The following is a 20,950-nucleotide window of genomic DNA, read 5'->3' as shown; positions in this document are numbered from 1 at the left end:
TCTATATATCCTTTCTCTTTAAACTTTCTATCATAAATACTCCAACATCTATAATAGGTAGTTTAGTGATTTTCTCAAGTTCTTTTTTAATATAAGGGAAGTGTGTACATCCAAGAACAACTGCTTCTACATTCGTTAATTCGAAATAATTAAACAATGTCTTAAAATTAAAATCTTCGACAATTTGTTCTGGTTTATTCCCCTCTTCAATCGCCTTAACAAGCTCCAACATCGATAATCCTAAAACACGAAGACGCGGATTCGAGACATATAGATTGTTCTCAACACCAGTAAGTCCATGAGAGTTCGCTGCCATTACAGCTAGATACTTATACTCAAGTCCAAGATTCCTATACATCTGCATAGGAGTAATAATAGAAATATTCATTTTTTCTGCCAATCTATCAAAATCAGCAACCGAACTTAGGGAATTACAATACACAAAAATAGCACCGCAATCTTTCTCTTTTAGTTCATCAATAATTTTCACAATAATATTTTCACGTTCTTCATCTTCTAAAGCTTGAAACGTTGTTTGTTCTACTGGATTATTAGAAATTGGCACTAAAACTACATCATCATAGCCATATGAATTTAGTAACTCCGCACCTAATTTCGAATCAATCGGTGTTCCAGCCATAACCGCTATCTTCATTCAAATTCCTCCTACACAAATATTTCGTTCGTCAATTTATTTATTTATTTTATCATTATACTACAAATTTCGTTTCTACAAAAGATAATAATTACCATACTTTAATCTTTTAATTTTCATATAACTTAATACAAAAATAGACCCAGGATTTCTCCTGAGGTCTATAGTTATTTGAGAGTGACTCAAAAATCGTGATTTCAGATAAATCGCATTTATTGAGTTATTCTCTATATTGCGCTAAATCAATATATTATTTAATATCAATTTTCAATTCATCATCTACATAGTCTAAGTGGATTTCCATTCCATCTTCGATACCATGGCGGATTAATTCAACTGAAAGTTTGTTTTCGATTTGACTTTGGATGAATCGTTTAAGTGGACGAGCACCGAATTTCATATCGAATCCAGCAGTCGCAACCCAACCAGAAATATTATCAGTATATGTTAAAGTAATATTTCTGTTAGCAATACGTGCAACAAGTTCGTTAAGAAGTTTATTAGCGATACCTTTAATATTATCTTGTGTTAATGGTTTGAAGATAATTATATCATCCATACGATTTAGAATTTCTGGTTTGAAGTAACCGTAAAGTTGGTTAGTAACATTTTTACGAGTTTCTTCAGAAATTACACCGTCTTTAACTTCTTCTAATAGTTCTAATGAACCAATGTTAGAAGTCATAATGATAATTGTATTTTTGAAATCTACTACTACACCTTTAGAGTCAGTAAGTGTACCTTCATCAAGAAGTTGAAGTAAGATATTGAACACATCTGGGTGAGCTTTTTCAATTTCGTCCATTAAGATAATGCTGTAAGGATTACGTCTTACACTTTCAGTAAGTTGACCACCTTCTTCATATCCGATGTATCCTGGAGGGGCACCGATTAAACGGCTAACTGAGTGTTTTTCCATGTATTCACTCATATCGATACGCACGATGTTACGTTCATCATCGAATAAGTTAAGAGCTAATGCTTTAGCAAGCTCTGTTTTACCTACCCCAGTAGGACCTAAGAATAGGAAGCTACCGATTGGTCTATTTGGATCAGCGATACCAGCACGAGAACGTAAGATTGCATTAGTTACACTCTCTACAGCTTCATCTTGTCCTATTACTTTTTCATGAATAGTATCTGCAAGATGTAATAATTTTTCTTTTTCAGTTTCTACTAGACGAGTTACAGGAATACCAGTCATTTGACTGACGATAAATCCAATCTCATCTTCAGTAACTTCTTGTTTTAGAAGTTTATATTCTTCGTGTTTAGATTTTTCTTCTAGCTCTTCTAATTCTTGAGTTAATTTTGGTAAAGTAGAATATTGTAACTCAGAAGCTTTTTCTAAATCATAACTATTTTGAGCTTGTTCTAATTCTAATTTAACTCTATCAATTTTTTCACGAAGATTTTTAACAGCTGATAATTTTTCTTTTTCACTATCAACTTGTAATTGTAGTTTGTTTTGTTCTTCTTTTAGATTAGCTAACTCTTCTTTTAAGTTTTCTAAACGTTTTTTAGATACATCATCATCTTCTCCACTTAGGGCTTTTTCTTCTATTTCAAGTTGCATAACTTTACGATTAATTGTATCTAATTCAGCTGGATTAGAAGAATTTTCAGTTTTAATAGTAGCACAAGCTTGGTCGATTAAATCGATAGCTTTGTCCGGTAAGAATCTGTCGGTAATATATCTGTTAGATAATTCAGCAGCTTCTACAATCGCACGGTCAGAGATTTTCACACCATGATAAACTTCAAATCTTTCTTTAAGACCACGTAGAATTGAGATTGTATCCTCTACAGTAGGTTCTTTAACAAGAACTTTTTGGAAACGACGTTCCAACGCAGAGTCTTTTTCGATATATTGACGATATTCATTAAGAGTTGTAGCACCGATACAGTGTAGTTCACCACGAGCAAGCATTGGTTTTAAGATGTTACCAGCATCCATAGCTCCATCAGTTTTACCAGCACCAACAAGCATGTGAATTTCATCTATAAATAGAATAATTTTTCCTTCTTGTTCTTTAACTTCTTTTAATACAGCTTTTAGTCGTTCTTCAAACTCACCACGATATTTAGCTCCTGCGACTAAACTAGTAAGATCAAGTTCGAATACAGTTTTGTCTTTAAGACTTTCAGGTACATCACCGCGTACAATACGTTGAGCCAGTGCTTCAACAATCGCAGTTTTACCTACACCAGGTTCCCCTATCAACACTGGATTATTTTTTGTTTTTCTTGATAGAATTCTAATTACATCTCTTATTTCTTCATCACGTCCTATCACAGGATCAATTTTACCACTACGTGCAGCTTCTACAAGATCACGACCATATTTCTCTAGAACTTCGTAGTTGTTTTCTGGATTTTCATTCATAACTTTTTTACCTCCTCTGATATTATCGATAACAGCTACTAAATCTTTTAACGTAGTTACCTTATCGATATATTTTTTTACTATACTATTTTTCAAATAACTCGCTAGAACAATATGTTCACACGAAATAAATTTATCTTCATATTTCTCTTTATACTTATTAGCTTCTATTAATAAAGCATTCAAATCATTACTTAAGTAACTAGCATAATTGATATTATCTCCTTCTACACTATTTACCTTCGCAATCTCATTATCTAACTCATGAGTTAAATTCACCTTATCAACATTTACTCTTCCTAATATATCACTATATAAATTACTACCAGTAAGTGCCGCTTTTAAGAACATCTCACTCGTAATACTTTGACTTTTTTTATCTGTTGCAAATTCGGAAGATTTCGCTAAGATTTCTTTCACACTATTAGTAAAACTATTAATATCCATTGTAAATCTCCTTTGATTAAATTATTAGATCAAAAGGTACATTTATTCGTTGATCAGTATCTCTAAAAATAGATCCACTCTTCAAAAGATACACTTAAATACTCAATAAACTAAAAGGTTTTATGGAATATATTTAAGTTTTATCTTTTTGACCTTCTTTGACCTTAAATAAATTATAACATGTTTGACCTTTTTTGACAATAGTTTTTTTGAAAAAAATTAAAAAAAAAAAAAACTCATAAACCTTATGTTGACAAGCTTTAAACTATATATTATACTTAATATTATCTTAGAGATATAAAAATATATACTCTACTGGTAACTTTCTCAGAGAGATTAATTTCTGCTCTGCAAGACACCTATGAAATTTCATAGGTGTTTTTTTTTATGCAAAAGACACCACATATATATTATTAAAATACATATGTGGCGGTTATTTATGCGTCTATATATCTGACCTCTATCTTACATCTATTTTTTGTTAAATTAATTTGTTATTTTTTATTTTTCATTTTCTTAGTATACAAATATTCAATAATTATACTTAGGATCATTATTAAGTATAATATAATAAAGGTTTTTATATGATCTTGATTTATGTTTATTTTTAATGTGTTTTTTATATAAGAAAAGTATAAAATAGGAAAAAGTATTAAGCTTATTATGTTATAAAATTTATTAAGCATGATTAAATCACAACATAAGATACGTAGTTTAAGCTCATTATACTTTTACTTATATGATAATATGCGTCAATACCTTTATCTTGCCAATATAATTGTTGTATAGCTTGTTCAGATCTAAAAATGTGGTTATTAAATTTACCTAATGATAAAATAGAAGTCGTTAACTTGAATTTTTTATATTTCATAAGAAGAACCTCCTTTATAAAATAGAAACTAAAAATAAATTTGCAACTAAACATTAATAATAATTATATTCCACTATCTAAAATATATCATGAAAATCTAAGGATAACAATATGAAAATTAAAAAAGGTGTTTGTTAGATAAAACCACTTATCTAGCATGAAACTACATAAGCGGTTTTCTAATTTAATCTTATTCTTTATTCCTTCTCACTCACAAAACCATTTTTTTCTAATAGTTCTTTAGTTACTTTTTCTATTCCTGAAGGTTGTGCATAGAAATCAGCGAATTTCTTAGTCCATGTTTTTGTCTCACGTGCTTCTGCGAAGTCTATCATAGTTTGACGGTATTCTTTTAATACTTCAACATTTGATTTAGGAAACTCATTATATCCTACATTAGCCGCGTCTGGTAATCTAGGTTTAACTTTTTCCGTAGATAACTCTTCATCTTTAACACCGATACTTAATCCACATAGGAACAAAGCATTTTCTGGAATATTTAGTAATTCAGAAATCTTAGCTCCAAAGCCTCTTACTCCTCCACAATAAACAATTCCATATCCTAAAGATTCAGCAGCTAATGCAGCATTTTGCATCGCAATACCAACATCTAAAGTACCGATAAGTAGTGGCTCATGTTGATTAGAAATATCAAATTCTCCACCTTCAATATCAAACGCTAATTTAATGTTAGTATAATCTAAACAATATAGTAAGAACGCGCCAGAGTTTTCAATATGAGCTGCATTACCAGGTGCTTTATCACGGATTAAATCAGCGATTTGTTGTTTAGTTTCACCTGTTGTTACTATAATACTATAGTGTTGACCATTCATCCAGCTAGATCCTTGTTTAGAACTAGCGATAATTTGCTCAAGATGTTCTTTAGGTAGTTCTTTTCCTTTTACAAAACTACGAGTTGAACGATGATCTAACATCGTTTTAATAACTTCATTCATATGTTACCTCCGAAAAAATTCTAGTAATAGTAATTTAATTATAACGTGAAAAAGAATAGAATGAAAGGAAATAGGCTGGTTAAATTCTATATTTTTAATCTTTATAAAGATACACTATATCCATTCCGTCTTTTATATTCACAATCTCACCTGTTTTCTTATAACCCAACTTCTCATATAAATAAATATTACCTTGTTCTTGTAAAATTGTATCTAATTGCCAATGATGTGAACCATATATTTTTTCTACTTCTCTCATAACAAGTTGAGCAAGTCCTTGATTTCTAAACGCAGGCATGATCCAAATAGGTGCTATACGTTTCCTACTTCCATCTTTTTTATCTATGACTCTAACCGCTCCAACTTTTTCATTATTTATAGTAATAAAATAGTAACTAGTCCAAGATTGTTTATATTTATTCAAAACATTCTCATAACTTTCAGTAGCTGGGCTCATATTATAATCTTGATACTTTTCTAATAGACCCTTAAATGCCTTTACTTGCATCTCCCATATTTCTTTCATATCAGATTCTGTTACTTTTACTAATGCAATATTCATTTATTATTCCTCCAGTTCTCTAATTATCAACTAAAGTTATTTTAACCCAAATTTTCAATACACCAAATAAATGCTTTAGCTACACGTATATCTGAATTACTAAAATGCCCACCTTTATTCCATTCTAATATTGTTTTTATTTTATCATTTTTTAATAGTTCTTCCTGTTTTCTAATATTATCTCCAACAGCAGACATTACTTTATTTTTCGTTTTCTCCTCAGTATCACCTAAACTTAGGTAAATAGTGTTGCTTAATGGTGTATTATTATTCATAAATTCTTCCCAGCCATTAAACCAAACAGAAGGAGAAGCGGCAGCAATACCAGAAAATATATTTGACTTATACGCACTCCAAAGACTGAATAAACCTGCCAAAGAATATCCACCTAGAATAAACTTAATATCATTATCTAGATTATATTTTTCTTTAACCGTTGGTATAAATCTACTTTCAATAAATTCTAAAGTGTCTTTAGCACCTGAACCAAAAGATTTATTTCCAAATGCCGGAGGGGCTTCCCAAGGAGAAAGTTCACTATTCCAATCCTCTATTTTAAAAGCAATAAGCGAGAATTGTTTATCTATATTATCTTGAATTTTTGCAACTTCGTTATCCAATACTTCAATATCATGTCCATCAACAGGTTGGATCAATAAGTATTTTGCAGCATCAGTTATATATCCAATACAAGATTTATTGTCTATTAAAAAATTCTCTTTTCTGTGTTTCATTAATTTCTCTCCTGTAACATTTCTTTATACATATATAATATAATTCTCTTCATTTCTCTTTAAACATCGTCTTCTAACTATATTAATAGTTTTTTAGTATTCCATTAATACTGGATACTTCATAAGAATTCCTATTAATTCTTAACAAAGCTTATTCCCTTTTCTCTATCATTACCATATTTTCATTTTATAATCTATTATTAACTCTTGCTACAATGATACCATTTTTAGTAGTAATGTCAATAGCTACACCCAGAATATTACTCAAATTTCACAAACATAGAAAAAGCCTTTGGAATCAGCTATTCCAAAGACTTTCGATTATTATTTTATATATCAATTGCTAATAATACATACTATTTCATTCTTATGTATACACGTCATGTCATAATTTTTATAGTTAGATACTAATATGTATTATTAAACTAATTTTTCATAACCTTCTTTAATTTTATTTAATAAAGCTGTATCTGTTAATTCTGTTACTTCCCTTAACGCTTCGATAACACCTTTTTCTTTAATTAGTTGTTCAAGTTTTACTGATTGTTCATCTTCTTCAGATTTGAATGTAAGAATATATGAACAAGCTTTTAATAAAGCACTATTTGATAATTCTAATTCTTCTGTTTCTCTAATAGGTTTAATAAATCTTTCATTATACCCTAATTTTCTTATAGGAGTACGACAAATTCTAGAAACATTATCTACAATACGTGGATTTTCAAAGCGTTTGATTGTTTTATTTCTATAAGCTTCCATCTCTGCTTTATCAAATCCCCATTTTTTCTCAAGTAATGCACTAGTTTCTTCTAATACAGCGATGAAATCTTTTCTTACATCAGCATGTTTAGCACCATCTGAAACTAACTCAATACCTAAGTAATTCGCAATATAGCTTAGTGCTGCATGCCCTGTATTTACCGTAAATAGTTTTCTTTCAATAAATGGATTAAGATCTTCTACGTAGTGTACTTGTTCAATATTTCTATTACTTTCTACTTTAATTTTATCCGCTTCTATAACCCATTCACAGAATTTCTCCACTTCAACTAGAAGAACATCATCATGTTTTTGAGCTGGTACGATTCTATCTACTGCCGAATTTGGGAATCCTACATATTTACTAACGAACTCTTGTTCTTGTTCTGAAAGATGTTTAAATACTTCTGTTTTTAAAAAATCAGATCCAGAAATCATATTTTCACAAGCGATAATATCTAATAATTTAGTATTATTATTCTCTACTTTTAATTTTAATCCTTCTGCGATATCTTTAGCTATGATAGGCAGAACATTCGGACCTATAGAAGTAGTAATTAATTCAACCTCACCGATTGCTGTATAAAGTTGTTCTTTTTCTTCAGCAATGTTTAAAGCATCAAAGTTATTAAGTTCAACTTCTTCGATATTTTCATCTAATATTCTAATAGTGTATGTATCACGGCGTTTTAAATCATTAACCACATCTTTATTAATATCTACAAAAGTAATGTGATATCCAGATTTATTTAATAATTCTCCTATGAACCCACGTCCGATATTTCCTGCACCAAAATGTAAATTTTTCATTGTAATACCTTCTTACTAATTTTATTTTTAATTATTCAACTTCTGATAATAAAGTAATAACTTCTTCTTCAGTAGCAGCGTTTACTAATTTTATAACATTTTCTTGTTCTGAACAGAAGATTGCTATTTTTGATAATAATTCTAAATGCTCCCCATCTTTACCAGCTATACCGAATACTACGAATACCATCTTGTCTTCTGTATCTTCAGGTTTAGCAAATGAAACACCTCCTGGAATTTGAATAATAGAAATTCCTGTGCTTTTAATTGATTTTTTTGCTTCATCTGTTCCATGAGGAATCGCAATAAAATTCCCCATGTAAGTTGATACGATTTCTTCTCTTTCTAACATCGCAGGAATATAGCCGCTATCTACATAACCATTTTCTACTAAGATTTCTCCTGCTTTTCTAATAGCTTCTTCTTTGTTGCTAATTTCTTGTCCTAATCTAATATCTTTTTTTGTTAAATTCATCTTCATTTCTCCTTCGAGTTTTCTTGTTCTATTTCTTCTAAGTTAATTATACCTTTAGTTATCCTTCTAAACAATATCAAAGTCGGCGAAACACTTTTTGCCAAAATAGAGTTATAAATACTGCCAAAAAATAAATTCAGCAGTAAATCACTTTAAAACATCGCTATATATGAACTTCCTTTACAACAAAATAACGACCTGAAATAAATTTCCAAGTCGCTATTATAACTATAACTGTAAAATATAATTTTTCAAGATTAGTTCAATCTTTGTAAGAATAAAATCTTTATTCTTACTAGCCAAAGCTTTAGTAAATACCTCATCATCTAATATCGCAATACTAATCTGACTAAGTAAATCTGTAAATTCTTGTTGATTTTGACTGACCATCACTATAAAATTATCAACATTCTGATCACTACCCATTGAATCCTTCATAACGATAGCATCACTTAATGAACTAATAATAACAAATGGTTCTTCGATATCATTATTCAAAGTATGGAAAAGAGCTATATTAGTATTAGGGATAACTACTGAACTCTTATTATGTCTTTCTAATAAACTATTATAAATTTCATCTTTGTTAGTAATATTCAGTGCTGAATTTGTCAGTATATCATCTAATATCACTTCATAATCATCTAATTTTTCAGTTTCAACATACTCAGTGTTCTTCAAAATAATGCGACACGCACTGCTAAGTTTATCAATATTGACAGTATTCTTTCTTTTAACAGTATTATTTCTTTTGAAACTTCTACTAGATAATATTTTCTCACGAATTAAATTTATATCTTTTTCTTTTAGTATAGTCGGGATTAATAAGTAATCGACATCTTGTTCCAGTTCGATTGAAGATATAACTACATCATAATTGTTTACTAAAGATTTAGTTACCTTACTAGGAATTGTATATTCTAGATTTTTTATTTCAGGAATATTCTTTCTAATCTGACTACCCAATATTTTTGAACTTCCTATTCCACTAGCACATATTACTAGAGCACGAATAAAGTTCTTTCTATAAATTTGTTCATAGCTAGAAGCAAAATGTATAACGATATAACTTAACTCAGTTGAATTAAACATAATTTCATCAAACACAACTAACAGTTCTGACTTAATTACAAGATATAACTCATTGTAATTTTTCAATACAAAATCTTGTAATTCATCATTCTCCTCAGTTAAATTCATCTGATGTCTTTTTATCGCCGATTCAACATGTGCAATAAGACCGCTAGAAAGATTCGTATCTTGCATGAAGTCCACATTCATTTTTTCAGAAACATATTTTATCAATAAGCTTATCTTATATACTAGAGTATATGAATACTTATCATTTAAATATGAAAGTTGTTCGATTAAACGACATGTTTTTAATATTTTGACAAGAAATTGGATTATATCATCTGTAATATCGAATTCAATAATATCTTTAGAAGCGGTTAATAGTGACTTAATACTATCATATTCTTGTTTCGTAATATTTTCTTTAATATCAGTTGGATATGATATTCGAAGAAAAACTACATTTAAACTTATAAGAACTTTCTTTATACTAGAATCGGTATAAATTTTGAACACATCGAGATGTTTGTTTTGATAAAATACCTTTTTTAAAAAGTCAAAATTCAAGAATTTTATGAATGGATTACTTGATAAAATACTACGATCATTTAGTCTAGTGAAAAATTCCTCATCACTAATTTCGTTACATAATAATGAAATTAGCAGTACTCTACGATCTACCTCACTACCTTCTATTTCAATACCATGACCTTTTTTTCTAATTAATGTCAGTTTATAATCAGACAGAATCTTTTCGATAGTTCCTATTGCAGTCGCAACAGTATTATAACTTAACATTAGTTTCTCAGAGATATCTTTAATCGAAGTATCTTCACTTAAAATTAAAAAGCATAATATTAAATTCAATCTAGTTTCTGTTGAATATGCATAATCTTCAAAACTAGCCTCAAATAGTGAAGAATCTAACTCAGATAAATCACCTTTTAGTACATATTTAGACTTTTCTTTCTTTAAATCTATTCCTAGTTGATCTAATGAACTTTCTAAGTTTTTAATCTCTCTATAGAGTGTTCTTTCTTTTATTTTTGTAGCCTTAGCTATCTCTTTTATACTAAGTGCTTCATCAGTATTTTTCAACAAAACTTGTAATATTAGTTTTTCACGTTCGTTAAACATATGACCTCCATTCAAAAAATATCCAAAACTTTCTTTAATAATAAAAATATGACTTCCTCTTAGTAATGCATAGCGCCTTATCTAAGAAGAAGTCATAAACACTACCGTCTCTATTTACAAAATATTATATAGTTATTTTTCTATTTTTGCAAATTCTCAACGATTTCATCGTATTTTGGACTGTTTAGGAAATTATCTACAGATACGTGTAGAGCTTTTCCATTCATTTGTTTCGCTCTTGGCGTTAATTCGTTTTGAGTTACGATTAATAATCCACTTTCTTCATTTAGATTTCTAATCGCTACATTTGTTACTTCATAATCAAGTCCAGCTTTTTTCACTTTGTTACGTAGTATAGAAGCACCCATTGCTGAGCTTCCCATTCCTGCATCACAAGCGAAGATGATTCTTTTAACATCAGCATAAGAAGTCTCACTTGCAGTATCAACTGCTACGTCTTGACCTTTTGATTCAGCTTTCATGTTGCTTACTTTGCTTTGTGCTGATTCTAAATCTCCTTCACCTTTATCACGTTTTAAGATAATACTTGCGATTACGAATGTTACTAAAGTAGATACTACTACACCAGCTACTACAGCAAAGTAACTTCCAGTTGCTGTTTGAGCAAGTACTGCTAAAATACTACCTGGTGAAGCTGGAGCACGTAGACCTGCACCTAATAATTGGAATGTTGCTGTACCACTTACTCCACCTGCCATAGCTGCGAAGATTAATGAAGGTTTCATTAAGATGTATGGGAAGTAGATTTCGTGGATACCACCGATGAAGTGGATGATTGCTGCACCTGGAGCAGAAGCTTTAGCAGAACCTTTTCCAAAGAACACGTAAGCTAATAAGATACCTAATCCAACACCTGGGTTAGCTTCTAATAAGTATAAAACTGATTTACCAGTATTTAATGCTTGTTCAGTTGCGATTGGTGTTAAAATACCGTGGTTAATCGCATTGTTTAAGAATAAGATTTTTGCTGGTTCGATAAACACGTTAGCAAGTGGTAATAAATGCGCATTAATGATTACATCTACACCAGCACTAAGTGCATTAGTAATAACTTTAACAATAGGTCCAATTCCAAAGAATCCTAAAATAGCTAAGATAAATCCAAGAATACCAGCTGAGAAGTTGTTTACTAACATCTCTAATCCAGTTTTAATTTTTGGTTGAACTGCTTTGTCAAATTTTTTCATTAGGTGAGCTGCGATAGGTCCCATAACCATAGCTCCTAGGAACATTGGTGTTCCACCTAAACCTTTTTCTGTAATTGTCACTGTTCCAACAATAACACCCATAGTAGCAATCGCCGCTACAACTCCTCCACGTTCATCATGAACGTTTTTACCAGCTGAATAAGAAATTAATAGTGGTAATAGGAAGAATATCATTGGTGCAACTAATGCCGCAAGTTTTGCGTTTGGCATCCATCCTGTTGGTATAAATAATGCAGTAATTAATCCCCAAGCTATGAATGCACCAATGTTAGGCATTACCATACTTGAAAGAGCAGTACCGACTTTTTGAACTAAAACTTTTAAACTACTTTTATTTTCGCTCATAAGTATAAATCTCCTTTTGTTTTTTACTTTTATCTTATGAACTCATTATACATTCTGCCTAGTCAACGAACAATATCAAAGTAGGCAAAATGAATTTCGCCAAATTGAAAACGTATCACAAATACTTTAATACCAGTATTTTAAGAAATAATTTCAACTTGGCAAAAATATTAAAAATAGTTTGAGGTTAAGGTTGACAGATGGGAATAATAGGATAATTTCAACAAAAAATTCGGACTGATATAATATCAATCCGAATAAATTTATTTCACAGTAAATTCTTGGCTACCTAGTTCAATACCATCTACTCCTTTATAGGCAGTAAGTTTAACTGGTGCAGATAAATCAACAAGTTTATATGCTACGGCTCCTGATACAGTTCCACCCTTCTTAATAATAGCATTCTGATTCTTCAATAATTTTTTATCTGGATGCATTGCAACTTGAAGCCTATTTAATTTATTTTTATCAATATCTTGAACTGCGTCATTTGGAAATGCAGCTAACCAAGCAACACTAGGTGAGATTGTATCTTTGTCACTCTTATTTGTTGTGTCATACCAAAAAGCTATAACTGGAGAATCCCCGTATTCATTACCTTCAGCACCAACAGGAATTATTTTATATTTGGTAATTCGTAAATCAATATCCCTCATTATTACTTTTCCGTCTTTAAAAGTATACTCTACTTCTCTACTAGACGAATTAACCTTACCATTGTTAGTTTCATTTCTAACTGGATTTTCTTTTTTCTCTTCCTTCATTGTTGAACATCCACTTATTAATAAACTAGACGCTATTAATGCTGTTAATAATTTTTTTGATTTCATAATCCTTTTATAATTTAATTTATATTATAAAAATCTACAATTTTATTATAGAATTTAATAACATAAAATACTTAATAAGAATAATCACTATCTTCTTGTGGATCTGCAACTTTTCTAGATATATTCTTATGTAATTTTCTGTTAGTTTTTATTTTTTCAATTTTTGATATTTTATTTTTTGCAACCCATCCTATTGAATCTTCTGGAGGATTATTTTCATCTATCCAAATAAACTCAATCCCAATTTCATCTGTATCTACATACTTTGTAAATCTTATTGCATTTATATGTAACTCGGCTAATCGTTCTGAAGTTAGTAATTCTCTTTCTTCTAACTGAAATACTCCTCTTAACAACCACTCACCCAAAATATCTTGTCTATCAATTGATTGAATAGCCTTTCCTGCGTCTTGGTTGATATATGCATCAATTACGTTCCCTGAAGAAATGAATTTAAGTTTAAAAGTTCTATTTTCTTTTGGCAACGCTAATGAAGCTTTTCCCTGTTTTAATTTTCCTGCATTCTTGGCAAAAAAATCTGGAAAATTCTTATGGAAATTTTTAGAATCCGGTATAGGAATATATACTTCTCCTACAGGTCTATACACCATTTTTTCAATTTCATTTGTTAAGTAATCATCATTTAGATTTTCAATAAAATTTATTAACTTAGATCTTAGTTGTTTTTTTTCTACCTTTTCAGTATTTTCAATCAATATTTTTTTTAGTAAATCAATTACAAAATTGGTATCCTCAATAGTAAAGTTTTCTTTAAGATATTGTTCTAATTTTTTTATTCTCTTTTCTCTACTATTTTTCCCAATTTTACTTGAACCATCGAATGCATTAAACCCTGAACTTTCCTCTACTTTCCCATCTTTATTAGGTATCATCCACGATACTGTTTGTAATATCTTGTTTTCTTCAGATTTTCTAGAAAGTAAGTGTAGTTTTTCAAATATATAAAACGGATCTTTTACATATTCAAGTTCCCATTCTTCTAATACAATATCTTTATTTTTAAAATTCATATATAATTGACTATCTGCGGATGTATATTTATAAAAGTGTCTTCCATCATTAAATTTAAAGTTTGTAGGAGTTTTTAATGACGTTGCTCCTTCTATCTCAATATTTTCTATATCAATTGGTAAATATTCAATTTCTCCAACATAAATTTTAGGTTTTTCTCCTTTTTTTGATGGCATTAAAACATGATAGACTGATTTAACAGTCACATCATCATATACAAATCCTTTTAATTGCTCTTTCGAAGAAGCAATACGTTTATTTCTAAGTAATGATATTTCTTTAGCTAATTCATAATAATAATTGTTATTTATTCTATCATTCTCTTCTTTTGTTTTTGCATTTTGAGAATTGTCTCTTATTGTGTTGAATTTATCTATCCAACCTCTTGATTGGCTATCACTTTTAAATTGGGCTATTTTTTGATCTCCAGAAGAAATTCCAAATGATTTTATCCCTACTAAGTATTTATTTTTTTCATCTAAAATTATAGAAGCATCAAATGATGTATTTGATATATCTTCGCCAAAAGCGTTGAATGATTTTTGAAATACTGTTTCTTGAAATTTAGAATTAATAATAGGTGCTACAAAATCATCACTTTCTTCATCTTCCTTTTTTTGAGAAAAAGCCTCACTTAAGCTCGCAAAGTTTGTTATTAATAGTTTGTAATTCTGTTTATCTTCTTTATTTAATTTAAACCACATGATTTATCCCTTTATTTATTAAATCTCTACTATGCTATAAAATTCTAAGCTTCCACCTTTCTTTACTAATTTCAGATATTCTTCACTAGTTAAAGTAGGTAATTTTTTATCATAATTTTTTATACAATTTTTTGCTTGTTCAAGGGTTTCAACTACTTCTTTAACGCATGATTCACCTTCAAAACGACTTTGCATTTTTGTATATATTATAGAGTATCTAGAGGACATTTTCGTTTCATTTTTTTGTATGAATACTCCATCTAATGCTAAAGAAATATATTCGGCAATTCTAGTAATCACTGGTACTACTACACTATTTCCAGCTTGTTTATACAGCTGACCATTAGAAACATCCTCAGGTAATTTATAATCTTTAGGATATCCTTGAGCATTAAAAGTTTCTTTTGGAGTTAATTTTCTTATTTCTCCTGATGAGGTACATATTAACGGGACGTTGTGACCACCAGTTCCCATATTAGCTGTTAGTGCAGGAACTACTCCACTTTTATTTTCTCTAACATACTGTCTTCTCCATTGATATACAGTGTTCTGACTAGTTATTTCATCCTTTAATTTATCATAAAATGGTTGTTTCCCATCTCTATAATAATATATTTCTTTTTCTTTTATATCAAAATCAATAATATCTGACAACTTTGTTTCCAACTTAATCTTTTTTGGAAATTCAAATTTATCAAATGATTCTTTCTCTAAAAAACCAACTATATAAATACGTTCTCTATTTTGAGGTACATTTCCATAATCTTTACCATTTAATACTTTCCATTTTATATAATAGTTATTTTCAGTTAAAGCTTCTTTTATAACTTTAAAAGTATTACCATGATCATGAGTAACCATGTTTTTTACATTTTCTAAGAAAATAGCTCTTGGTTTCTTGTTTTTTATTATTCTTAATAATTCAAAAAACAAATCACCTCTCTCATCTTCAAACCCTTTTCTATAACCTGCTATACTAAATGCTTGGCAAGGGAATCCTCCCACAATAACATCTAACTTTTCTTCCTTTATTTCTTCTGGTTTTACTTCATGAATATCTCTAGGATCCAGAAAAACATCAGGAAAATTTAATTTATATGTTATTCTAGCATTTTTATCAATTTCATTGGCATACACCACTCTGAACTTATTAGTTTTTTCAAAACCTAATTCAATTCCACCAACTCCGCTAAAAAAAGCGGCAACATTATATCTTGTAGAACTTACAGAATTTGTCATGTATAACTACTCCTTTAAAATTTTATTAACACTTTATTATATCATAAAATTTTGTATAATAATTCTATATAGCTTTTTATTTTAAATTAATTATTATTTCTAAAATCATGTACACTAATTTGTGAATTTATCTCATTCTTAATCTCCTCTCACTCAAAAGCGTTAACTTTCACACATTCATATATTTTTATACCCTACAATTCAGATTTATTTATTTTTTCTTATTTTTAGTGAATTTGTATATTCTTTTAGTGTTACTGGGGAAAGCTTTAAATTATAGTACTTTTTCTATAGAAAAAATACTCGTTAAAATTAACAAGTACTTTTAAATTTATATGTTATCATTTATTTATTCATCAATTTCTTCCAGTAATCTATCGAATATTTCAACTTTATTAATGTTATCAAAATCATAATCAAATATTGAAGCGATAATTATTTGATTTTCAGAAAAATCTCTCTTTAATATTTCCATCATTTTCGTTACATTTTCTCTATCCACCTCTTTCCCGCTAGGTGAATCAAGAATTAAAGGCAATTTTATATTTAGTTTCTCTTGTATAGCTAAAATATATGCTAATCTAAATACAAATGCTGATTTATGTAAGACAGCACCTGAGAGAACTTTTAGGTCATCTGTAAAAAGATAGCCTTTCGTAATATTCTCTAGCTCCAATTCTTTTCCATATTTTTCTATCTTATTCGAGATAAAAGATACGAAGCTTGCAGACTCTTTTGTAAGTTTATTTATTTTTTTTGTTATTTTCTTTTTTTCTTCAGTTATACTATCTATCTGTTTTTTTATTGCTTTCGTATTTAATGGTATTTGTAACACTTGTTTGTCAAATTCTTCAATTTGTGTTGATATTTTAAAAAATCCTAATTGACCATATTCTTTCTCTACTTCTAATTCTTTTTCTTTCTTTATTTTTAAAATTCTATCTTTTACATCCTTCAATTGATTAGCAATATATCTTCTTTTTGCTTTTAAAAATTCTATAGAATCTGTTAATCCTACAATATTTTCTTCTGACACACAAATATCCTCTCCTTTAAAATTAATCAATAATTTCATCTCAGATATATATTTACCTATTCTTCTATTATCTGACAAAGTCCTATCAATTCTATAAATCTCTATAGATAACTGTCTCTCTGTTATATATAATTGATCTAATTCACTATTAATTTCATCTTCTCTCGTATCAAGAACTAAAGAATTTTCTTTTGACAATATCGAATCTCTATATTCAGAAACTTTTCTCATTTGTCTATATTTTTCTAATTCATTATTTAACTTCTTCTCTTCCGCTATTAAATCTTTACAATCTATATCAGATAAACCACGTATTAAACTTTCAATATTAAACCTAATCTCACCTATAACCTTTCCTCGATTTAACAATGTCCATCCTTTTTCTTGATCTAAATAATAACTTCCTAAAAGATTACTTAATATATCTTTATTATCAGTTTTAAACAAAAATTTATGTAGTGCATCCTGCTGATTAGGTAGTATAAATGTTTGTTTTTCATTATCAACAGTAAGCTCCAATAAGGATTTATTAATTCTATTGAGTAATACTCTTCTATTTTTTTCTATTTCTACCTCTAATTTTATATCTAGTTTTTCAAATTTCATTTTTTTTGTATTTGGTATAGCATATCCTAATCCATACAACAATATTCTTAATGCAGTTGTTTTTCCTCTACTATTTTTTTTACTAAAAATTAAATTTACTCCATCAATAAATTCTATTTTTCTAGCATAAATACCTTCTTTAATATGCAATGATATAAATTTCATAGATTTACCCTCTCCTTTATTCTATTAATAGTTCTTCTGCCATTCAGAATACTATATATAATTACTTGTATTAAAGCTTTTTCTAAATCTCCACAATTATTTACTAATGATAGTTCATTTTTATAATTACTCCAGTTTTTATTAATAAATTCAAATATTTTTTCTCTATTTCTATTTTTTGATTCAAATTTATTATAATCATATAATACACGAGTAAACAATTCAAATTTCTCGCTATAAGTTCTTATTATATCATTGTATTTGGCACAAACTTCCTCATATAATTCATCATCAATATCTAACCATTCATTGTCGTTCCTACTTATATCTGTTACAATGCAAATTATAGGCCAAATAATATCCCGTTTCTTTAATTTTATCCCCTTATCTTGCTTTGTTCCATTTTTAAAAAGAATATTTTGCCACATATCAAGAGTCTTATCTACAATTCCAGTAATATTCAAATCTAATTTTCCAATGAAACTATCTACTTTTTGTCTTACTACCTTATATTTTTCTAAATCATAGTCGGTCTCAAATGGTAATACTTGAATCATGAATTTATTCAAATCCAAGGGTTCATCTATTTTTGTTATATATTTGTCTATTACTTCTTTTGAAGAGTCTGGAAGAGTAGGATAAAATCTATATGATTCTCCAAAAAAAACATTCTCTTTAAGATTCAGAGGATTTAGTGAATTTGTAATAAGTATCAATTCTTTTACATTTGCTTCACGTGAAGCCTCCGATAATGTTATCAGTGCATGATAAAGCTTTTCTCTTACATTACTAAAATCACTACTTGCTTTTACAACAGATTTAGCTTGTGCGAATACACATTCTCCATCATCTAATATTATTTCTATATCTTCATCATTTCCTTCTAATCTTAATGATACTAATTCTTCTATGTTTTGTAACATTAAAACTATTGCAGCATTAACCTGAAAATCAAATCCAAACATAACTGCATTAGCGCTTCTATTTACCATAAAAATCTCCTTCTATTTTTTCTGTCTTTATAGAAATTAATCTTAACAGCTCCATTCTCATTTTCTCATCATTTTACTTCTCAAATTTTATTTTATTTCAATAGTAATTTTTTTATTTCTTAATTCTTTTAATTCAAAATTTAATTCTACTAATCTATTAAACTGTTTTTCATTTTTTACTTATTTGGATAGACTATTAATTTATTCATCTTTTTTCATAGTCTATACTATTTAATACTCTCTCTTTTAATGTATCACCTAAGAATATGTCTAATTCATAATTAGCAATATTATTTAATATATTTTCATACATATTGTCTAAACTAATACCAGAAAATTTTAACAAAGCTTCATTTTTACTTACCCAATCTGATTGAAATATTCTGTGTATAGTTATGGTTTCTGTTTCCCTACTAACTTCTTTATAACTTAAAGAATATTTCCTCTTATTGATATATTCAAATACAAAAAGAATATGATATGGTATATTTTCTTCTATAGTATATAATACTGAATCATCAATTTCATAATCATAGAGTTCTACTCTAAATACCTCTATTTCCTCTACTAACTTACCTTTGGCTATATTCATAGTTGTATGATTTATCTTATTTTCCCATATTATAGACTTAATCTGATTTACAAAATAGTTCTTAATTTTACTAGAAGGGGGGGGGTTGCATAATGATCTTTATAGAACTTCTGTTTTGGTATGAATCTATTAAATTCTGTACTTTCAGGTAATCATAGCATCTTTTCACCTCTTTATTTTATACCAAGAAAATAAATTTATCATGTACTTTTAGTTTTCAATTCTGTAATTCCTCTAAATTTAAATAAACTATATATTTTTTGTTATTTTACAATAATTATTAGTTTGAATATCTTAACTTAATAATTCCTCTCTTTTTGAAATATTTTTCTCTTATATAATTTTTCTTTATTTCTCTGATATTGTTTCTTTTTTATTTCAAGTGGGAATAGAATACTGTAATGCATTATAATTTGTCTATACTTTCCCTTGTTAATCCCATTTTTTTAGTATCGCTTCCGCTACTACTTTAACATTTTCTTATATTATTTTCATATACAGATTCTGTCTTTATACTCATCATAATTAACACTTCCGTGTGTGTATTTTGATTATACACTTATGTATCTTTATTAGCAATACATATGAGGTACAATTCATTCTTCATTATCTGCTATATTAAAATATCTTTCCAATTTTTACACCTATTAAATTAAAATACTATTTCATAATATACAACTATTAATTTTATTAAAATAGCTAAATTACTTATTCATCGTTTTCATTTATTTTAAATATATCTTTATTCAATAATCCAAAAGCATTTTTAAAACTTTTACTTATCTCATTAATTTCATTAGTAGCTAAGTTAAACGGACTTTTATGATTATTTAATACTTCCGAAATAATTCTTAAACCATTAAAATCACCTTCATGTTTTCTCAGATTATTTATTAAAGTTGCATTATTCTTTATTACTGTCTCTTCCATTACTTTACGTAGTTCCCTTAATTCTTTTTGATTTTCTGATAATACTACTTCTTTTAATCCTAAATTCACATTTTTAAAATTTTCAGTTAATTGACTGAATATTTCACTTACCTCTAAAGCATTTGAAAATGCATCTCTAAATGAATTATGAACCGCTGTTATATTTGCATTTTCTTTATACTTCTCTTCATTTATATTTATAATTTCTTTCTCGATTGCATTAGTCAGTTTTTTTAATAGCTTTTTGGTAGAGTTAAACTCACTAAATGAAAAATCTTTATTATGCATTACTTTATTTCTACTTGATCGAATTATTTCTAAATCCTCTTTCACAAGTGCAATATTATATTTATAAAATAGCCTATCCCATAAAGATTTTTT

General features: G+C 28.4%; 16 protein-coding genes and 1 pseudogene. All 17 read right to left on the bottom strand.

The features are described 5' to 3' along the window. Position 1: 1 nt before the first annotated feature. The 17 genes and pseudogenes from FOC48_RS03180 to FOC48_RS03100 all read right to left on the bottom strand — a co-directional run bounded on the left by FOC48_RS03180 (position 2) and on the right by FOC48_RS03100 (position 20,857). On the bottom strand, positions 2 to 655 hold the full coding sequence (locus tag FOC48_RS03180) for an aspartate/glutamate racemase family protein (RefSeq protein WP_003146212.1): 654 nt from the start codon (positions 653 to 655) through the stop codon (positions 2 to 4). A 250-nt stretch (positions 656 to 905) separates the two neighbouring features. Next, positions 906 to 3,488 (bottom strand): ATP-dependent chaperone ClpB, encoded by a 2,583-nt coding sequence (gene clpB / locus FOC48_RS03175; protein ID WP_003146214.1) that lies wholly within the window; start codon positions 3,486 to 3,488, stop codon positions 906 to 908. A 688-nt stretch (positions 3,489 to 4,176) separates the two neighbouring features. Beyond that, entirely contained in the window at positions 4,177 to 4,359 is a 183-nt protein-coding gene (locus tag FOC48_RS03170; RefSeq protein WP_003146215.1) for a hypothetical protein, read from the bottom strand. Positions 4,360 to 4,556: 197 nt separating this feature from the next. Then, positions 4,557 to 5,318 carry a nitroreductase family protein gene (locus FOC48_RS03165; RefSeq protein WP_003146217.1) on the bottom strand — a complete coding sequence of 254 codons (762 nt, stop codon included), beginning with the start codon at positions 5,316 to 5,318 and terminating at the stop codon, positions 4,557 to 4,559. 94 nt (positions 5,319 to 5,412) lie between these two features. Continuing rightward, on the bottom strand, positions 5,413 to 5,880 hold the full coding sequence (locus FOC48_RS03160; RefSeq protein ID WP_003146219.1) for a GNAT family N-acetyltransferase: 468 nt from the start codon (positions 5,878 to 5,880) through the stop codon (positions 5,413 to 5,415). A 41-nt stretch (positions 5,881 to 5,921) separates the two neighbouring features. Continuing rightward, positions 5,922 to 6,614 carry an alpha/beta hydrolase gene (locus FOC48_RS03155; protein WP_003146221.1) on the bottom strand — a complete coding sequence of 231 codons (693 nt, stop codon included), beginning with the start codon at positions 6,612 to 6,614 and terminating at the stop codon, positions 5,922 to 5,924. Between the two features lie 420 nt (positions 6,615 to 7,034). Beyond that, entirely contained in the window at positions 7,035 to 8,183 is a 1,149-nt protein-coding gene (locus tag FOC48_RS03150) for a mannitol-1-phosphate 5-dehydrogenase (protein WP_003146222.1), read from the bottom strand. A gap of 31 nt (positions 8,184 to 8,214) precedes the next feature. After that, entirely contained in the window at positions 8,215 to 8,658 is a 444-nt protein-coding gene (locus tag FOC48_RS03145; RefSeq protein WP_003146223.1) for a PTS mannitol transporter subunit IIA, read from the bottom strand. A gap of 228 nt (positions 8,659 to 8,886) precedes the next feature. Beyond that, entirely contained in the window at positions 8,887 to 10,869 is a 1,983-nt protein-coding gene (locus FOC48_RS03140; RefSeq protein ID WP_003146224.1) for a BglG family transcription antiterminator, read from the bottom strand. 140 nt (positions 10,870 to 11,009) lie between these two features. Continuing rightward, positions 11,010 to 12,443, bottom strand: coding sequence for a PTS mannitol transporter subunit IIBC (locus tag FOC48_RS03135; protein ID WP_003146225.1), 1,434 nt, complete (start codon positions 12,441 to 12,443; stop codon positions 11,010 to 11,012). 263 nt (positions 12,444 to 12,706) lie between these two features. Beyond that, positions 12,707 to 13,273, bottom strand: coding sequence for a DUF5067 domain-containing protein (locus tag FOC48_RS03130; RefSeq protein WP_003146227.1), 567 nt, complete (start codon positions 13,271 to 13,273; stop codon positions 12,707 to 12,709). Between the two features lie 71 nt (positions 13,274 to 13,344). Further along, positions 13,345 to 15,009 carry a hypothetical protein gene (locus tag FOC48_RS03125; RefSeq protein WP_172497845.1) on the bottom strand — a complete coding sequence of 555 codons (1,665 nt, stop codon included), beginning with the start codon at positions 15,007 to 15,009 and terminating at the stop codon, positions 13,345 to 13,347. 18 nt (positions 15,010 to 15,027) lie between these two features. After that, the gene (locus FOC48_RS03120) at positions 15,028 to 16,248 is read right to left on the bottom strand and encodes a DNA cytosine methyltransferase (RefSeq protein ID WP_172497843.1); all 1,221 of its coding nucleotides are present in this window, start codon (positions 16,246 to 16,248) and stop codon (positions 15,028 to 15,030) included. A 349-nt stretch (positions 16,249 to 16,597) separates the two neighbouring features. Continuing rightward, positions 16,598 to 18,055 carry a hypothetical protein gene (locus FOC48_RS03115; RefSeq protein ID WP_003146233.1) on the bottom strand — a complete coding sequence of 486 codons (1,458 nt, stop codon included), beginning with the start codon at positions 18,053 to 18,055 and terminating at the stop codon, positions 16,598 to 16,600. Continuing rightward, positions 18,052 to 19,047, bottom strand: a complete 996-nt coding sequence (locus FOC48_RS03110; protein ID WP_003146234.1) for a hypothetical protein — start codon at positions 19,045 to 19,047, stop codon at positions 18,052 to 18,054. The genes FOC48_RS03115 and FOC48_RS03110 overlap by 4 nt, the downstream gene beginning before the upstream one ends. 205 nt (positions 19,048 to 19,252) lie before the next feature. After that, positions 19,253 to 19,708 (bottom strand): annotated as a pseudogene (locus tag FOC48_RS03105) (DUF4391 domain-containing protein); the annotation flags it as partial. A gap of 639 nt (positions 19,709 to 20,347) precedes the next feature. Then, positions 20,348 to 20,857, bottom strand: coding sequence for a hypothetical protein (locus tag FOC48_RS03100; RefSeq protein WP_035466779.1), 510 nt, complete (start codon positions 20,855 to 20,857; stop codon positions 20,348 to 20,350). Between the last annotated feature and the right edge of the window lie 93 nt (positions 20,858 to 20,950).

The organism is Gemella haemolysans (genome assembly GCF_012273215.1).
GTDB lineage: Bacteria > Bacillota > Bacilli > Staphylococcales > Gemellaceae > Gemella > Gemella haemolysans_A.
The sequence above is the reverse complement of the archived record's forward strand: the minus strand, read 5'-3'. Positions and strand labels throughout refer to the sequence as shown.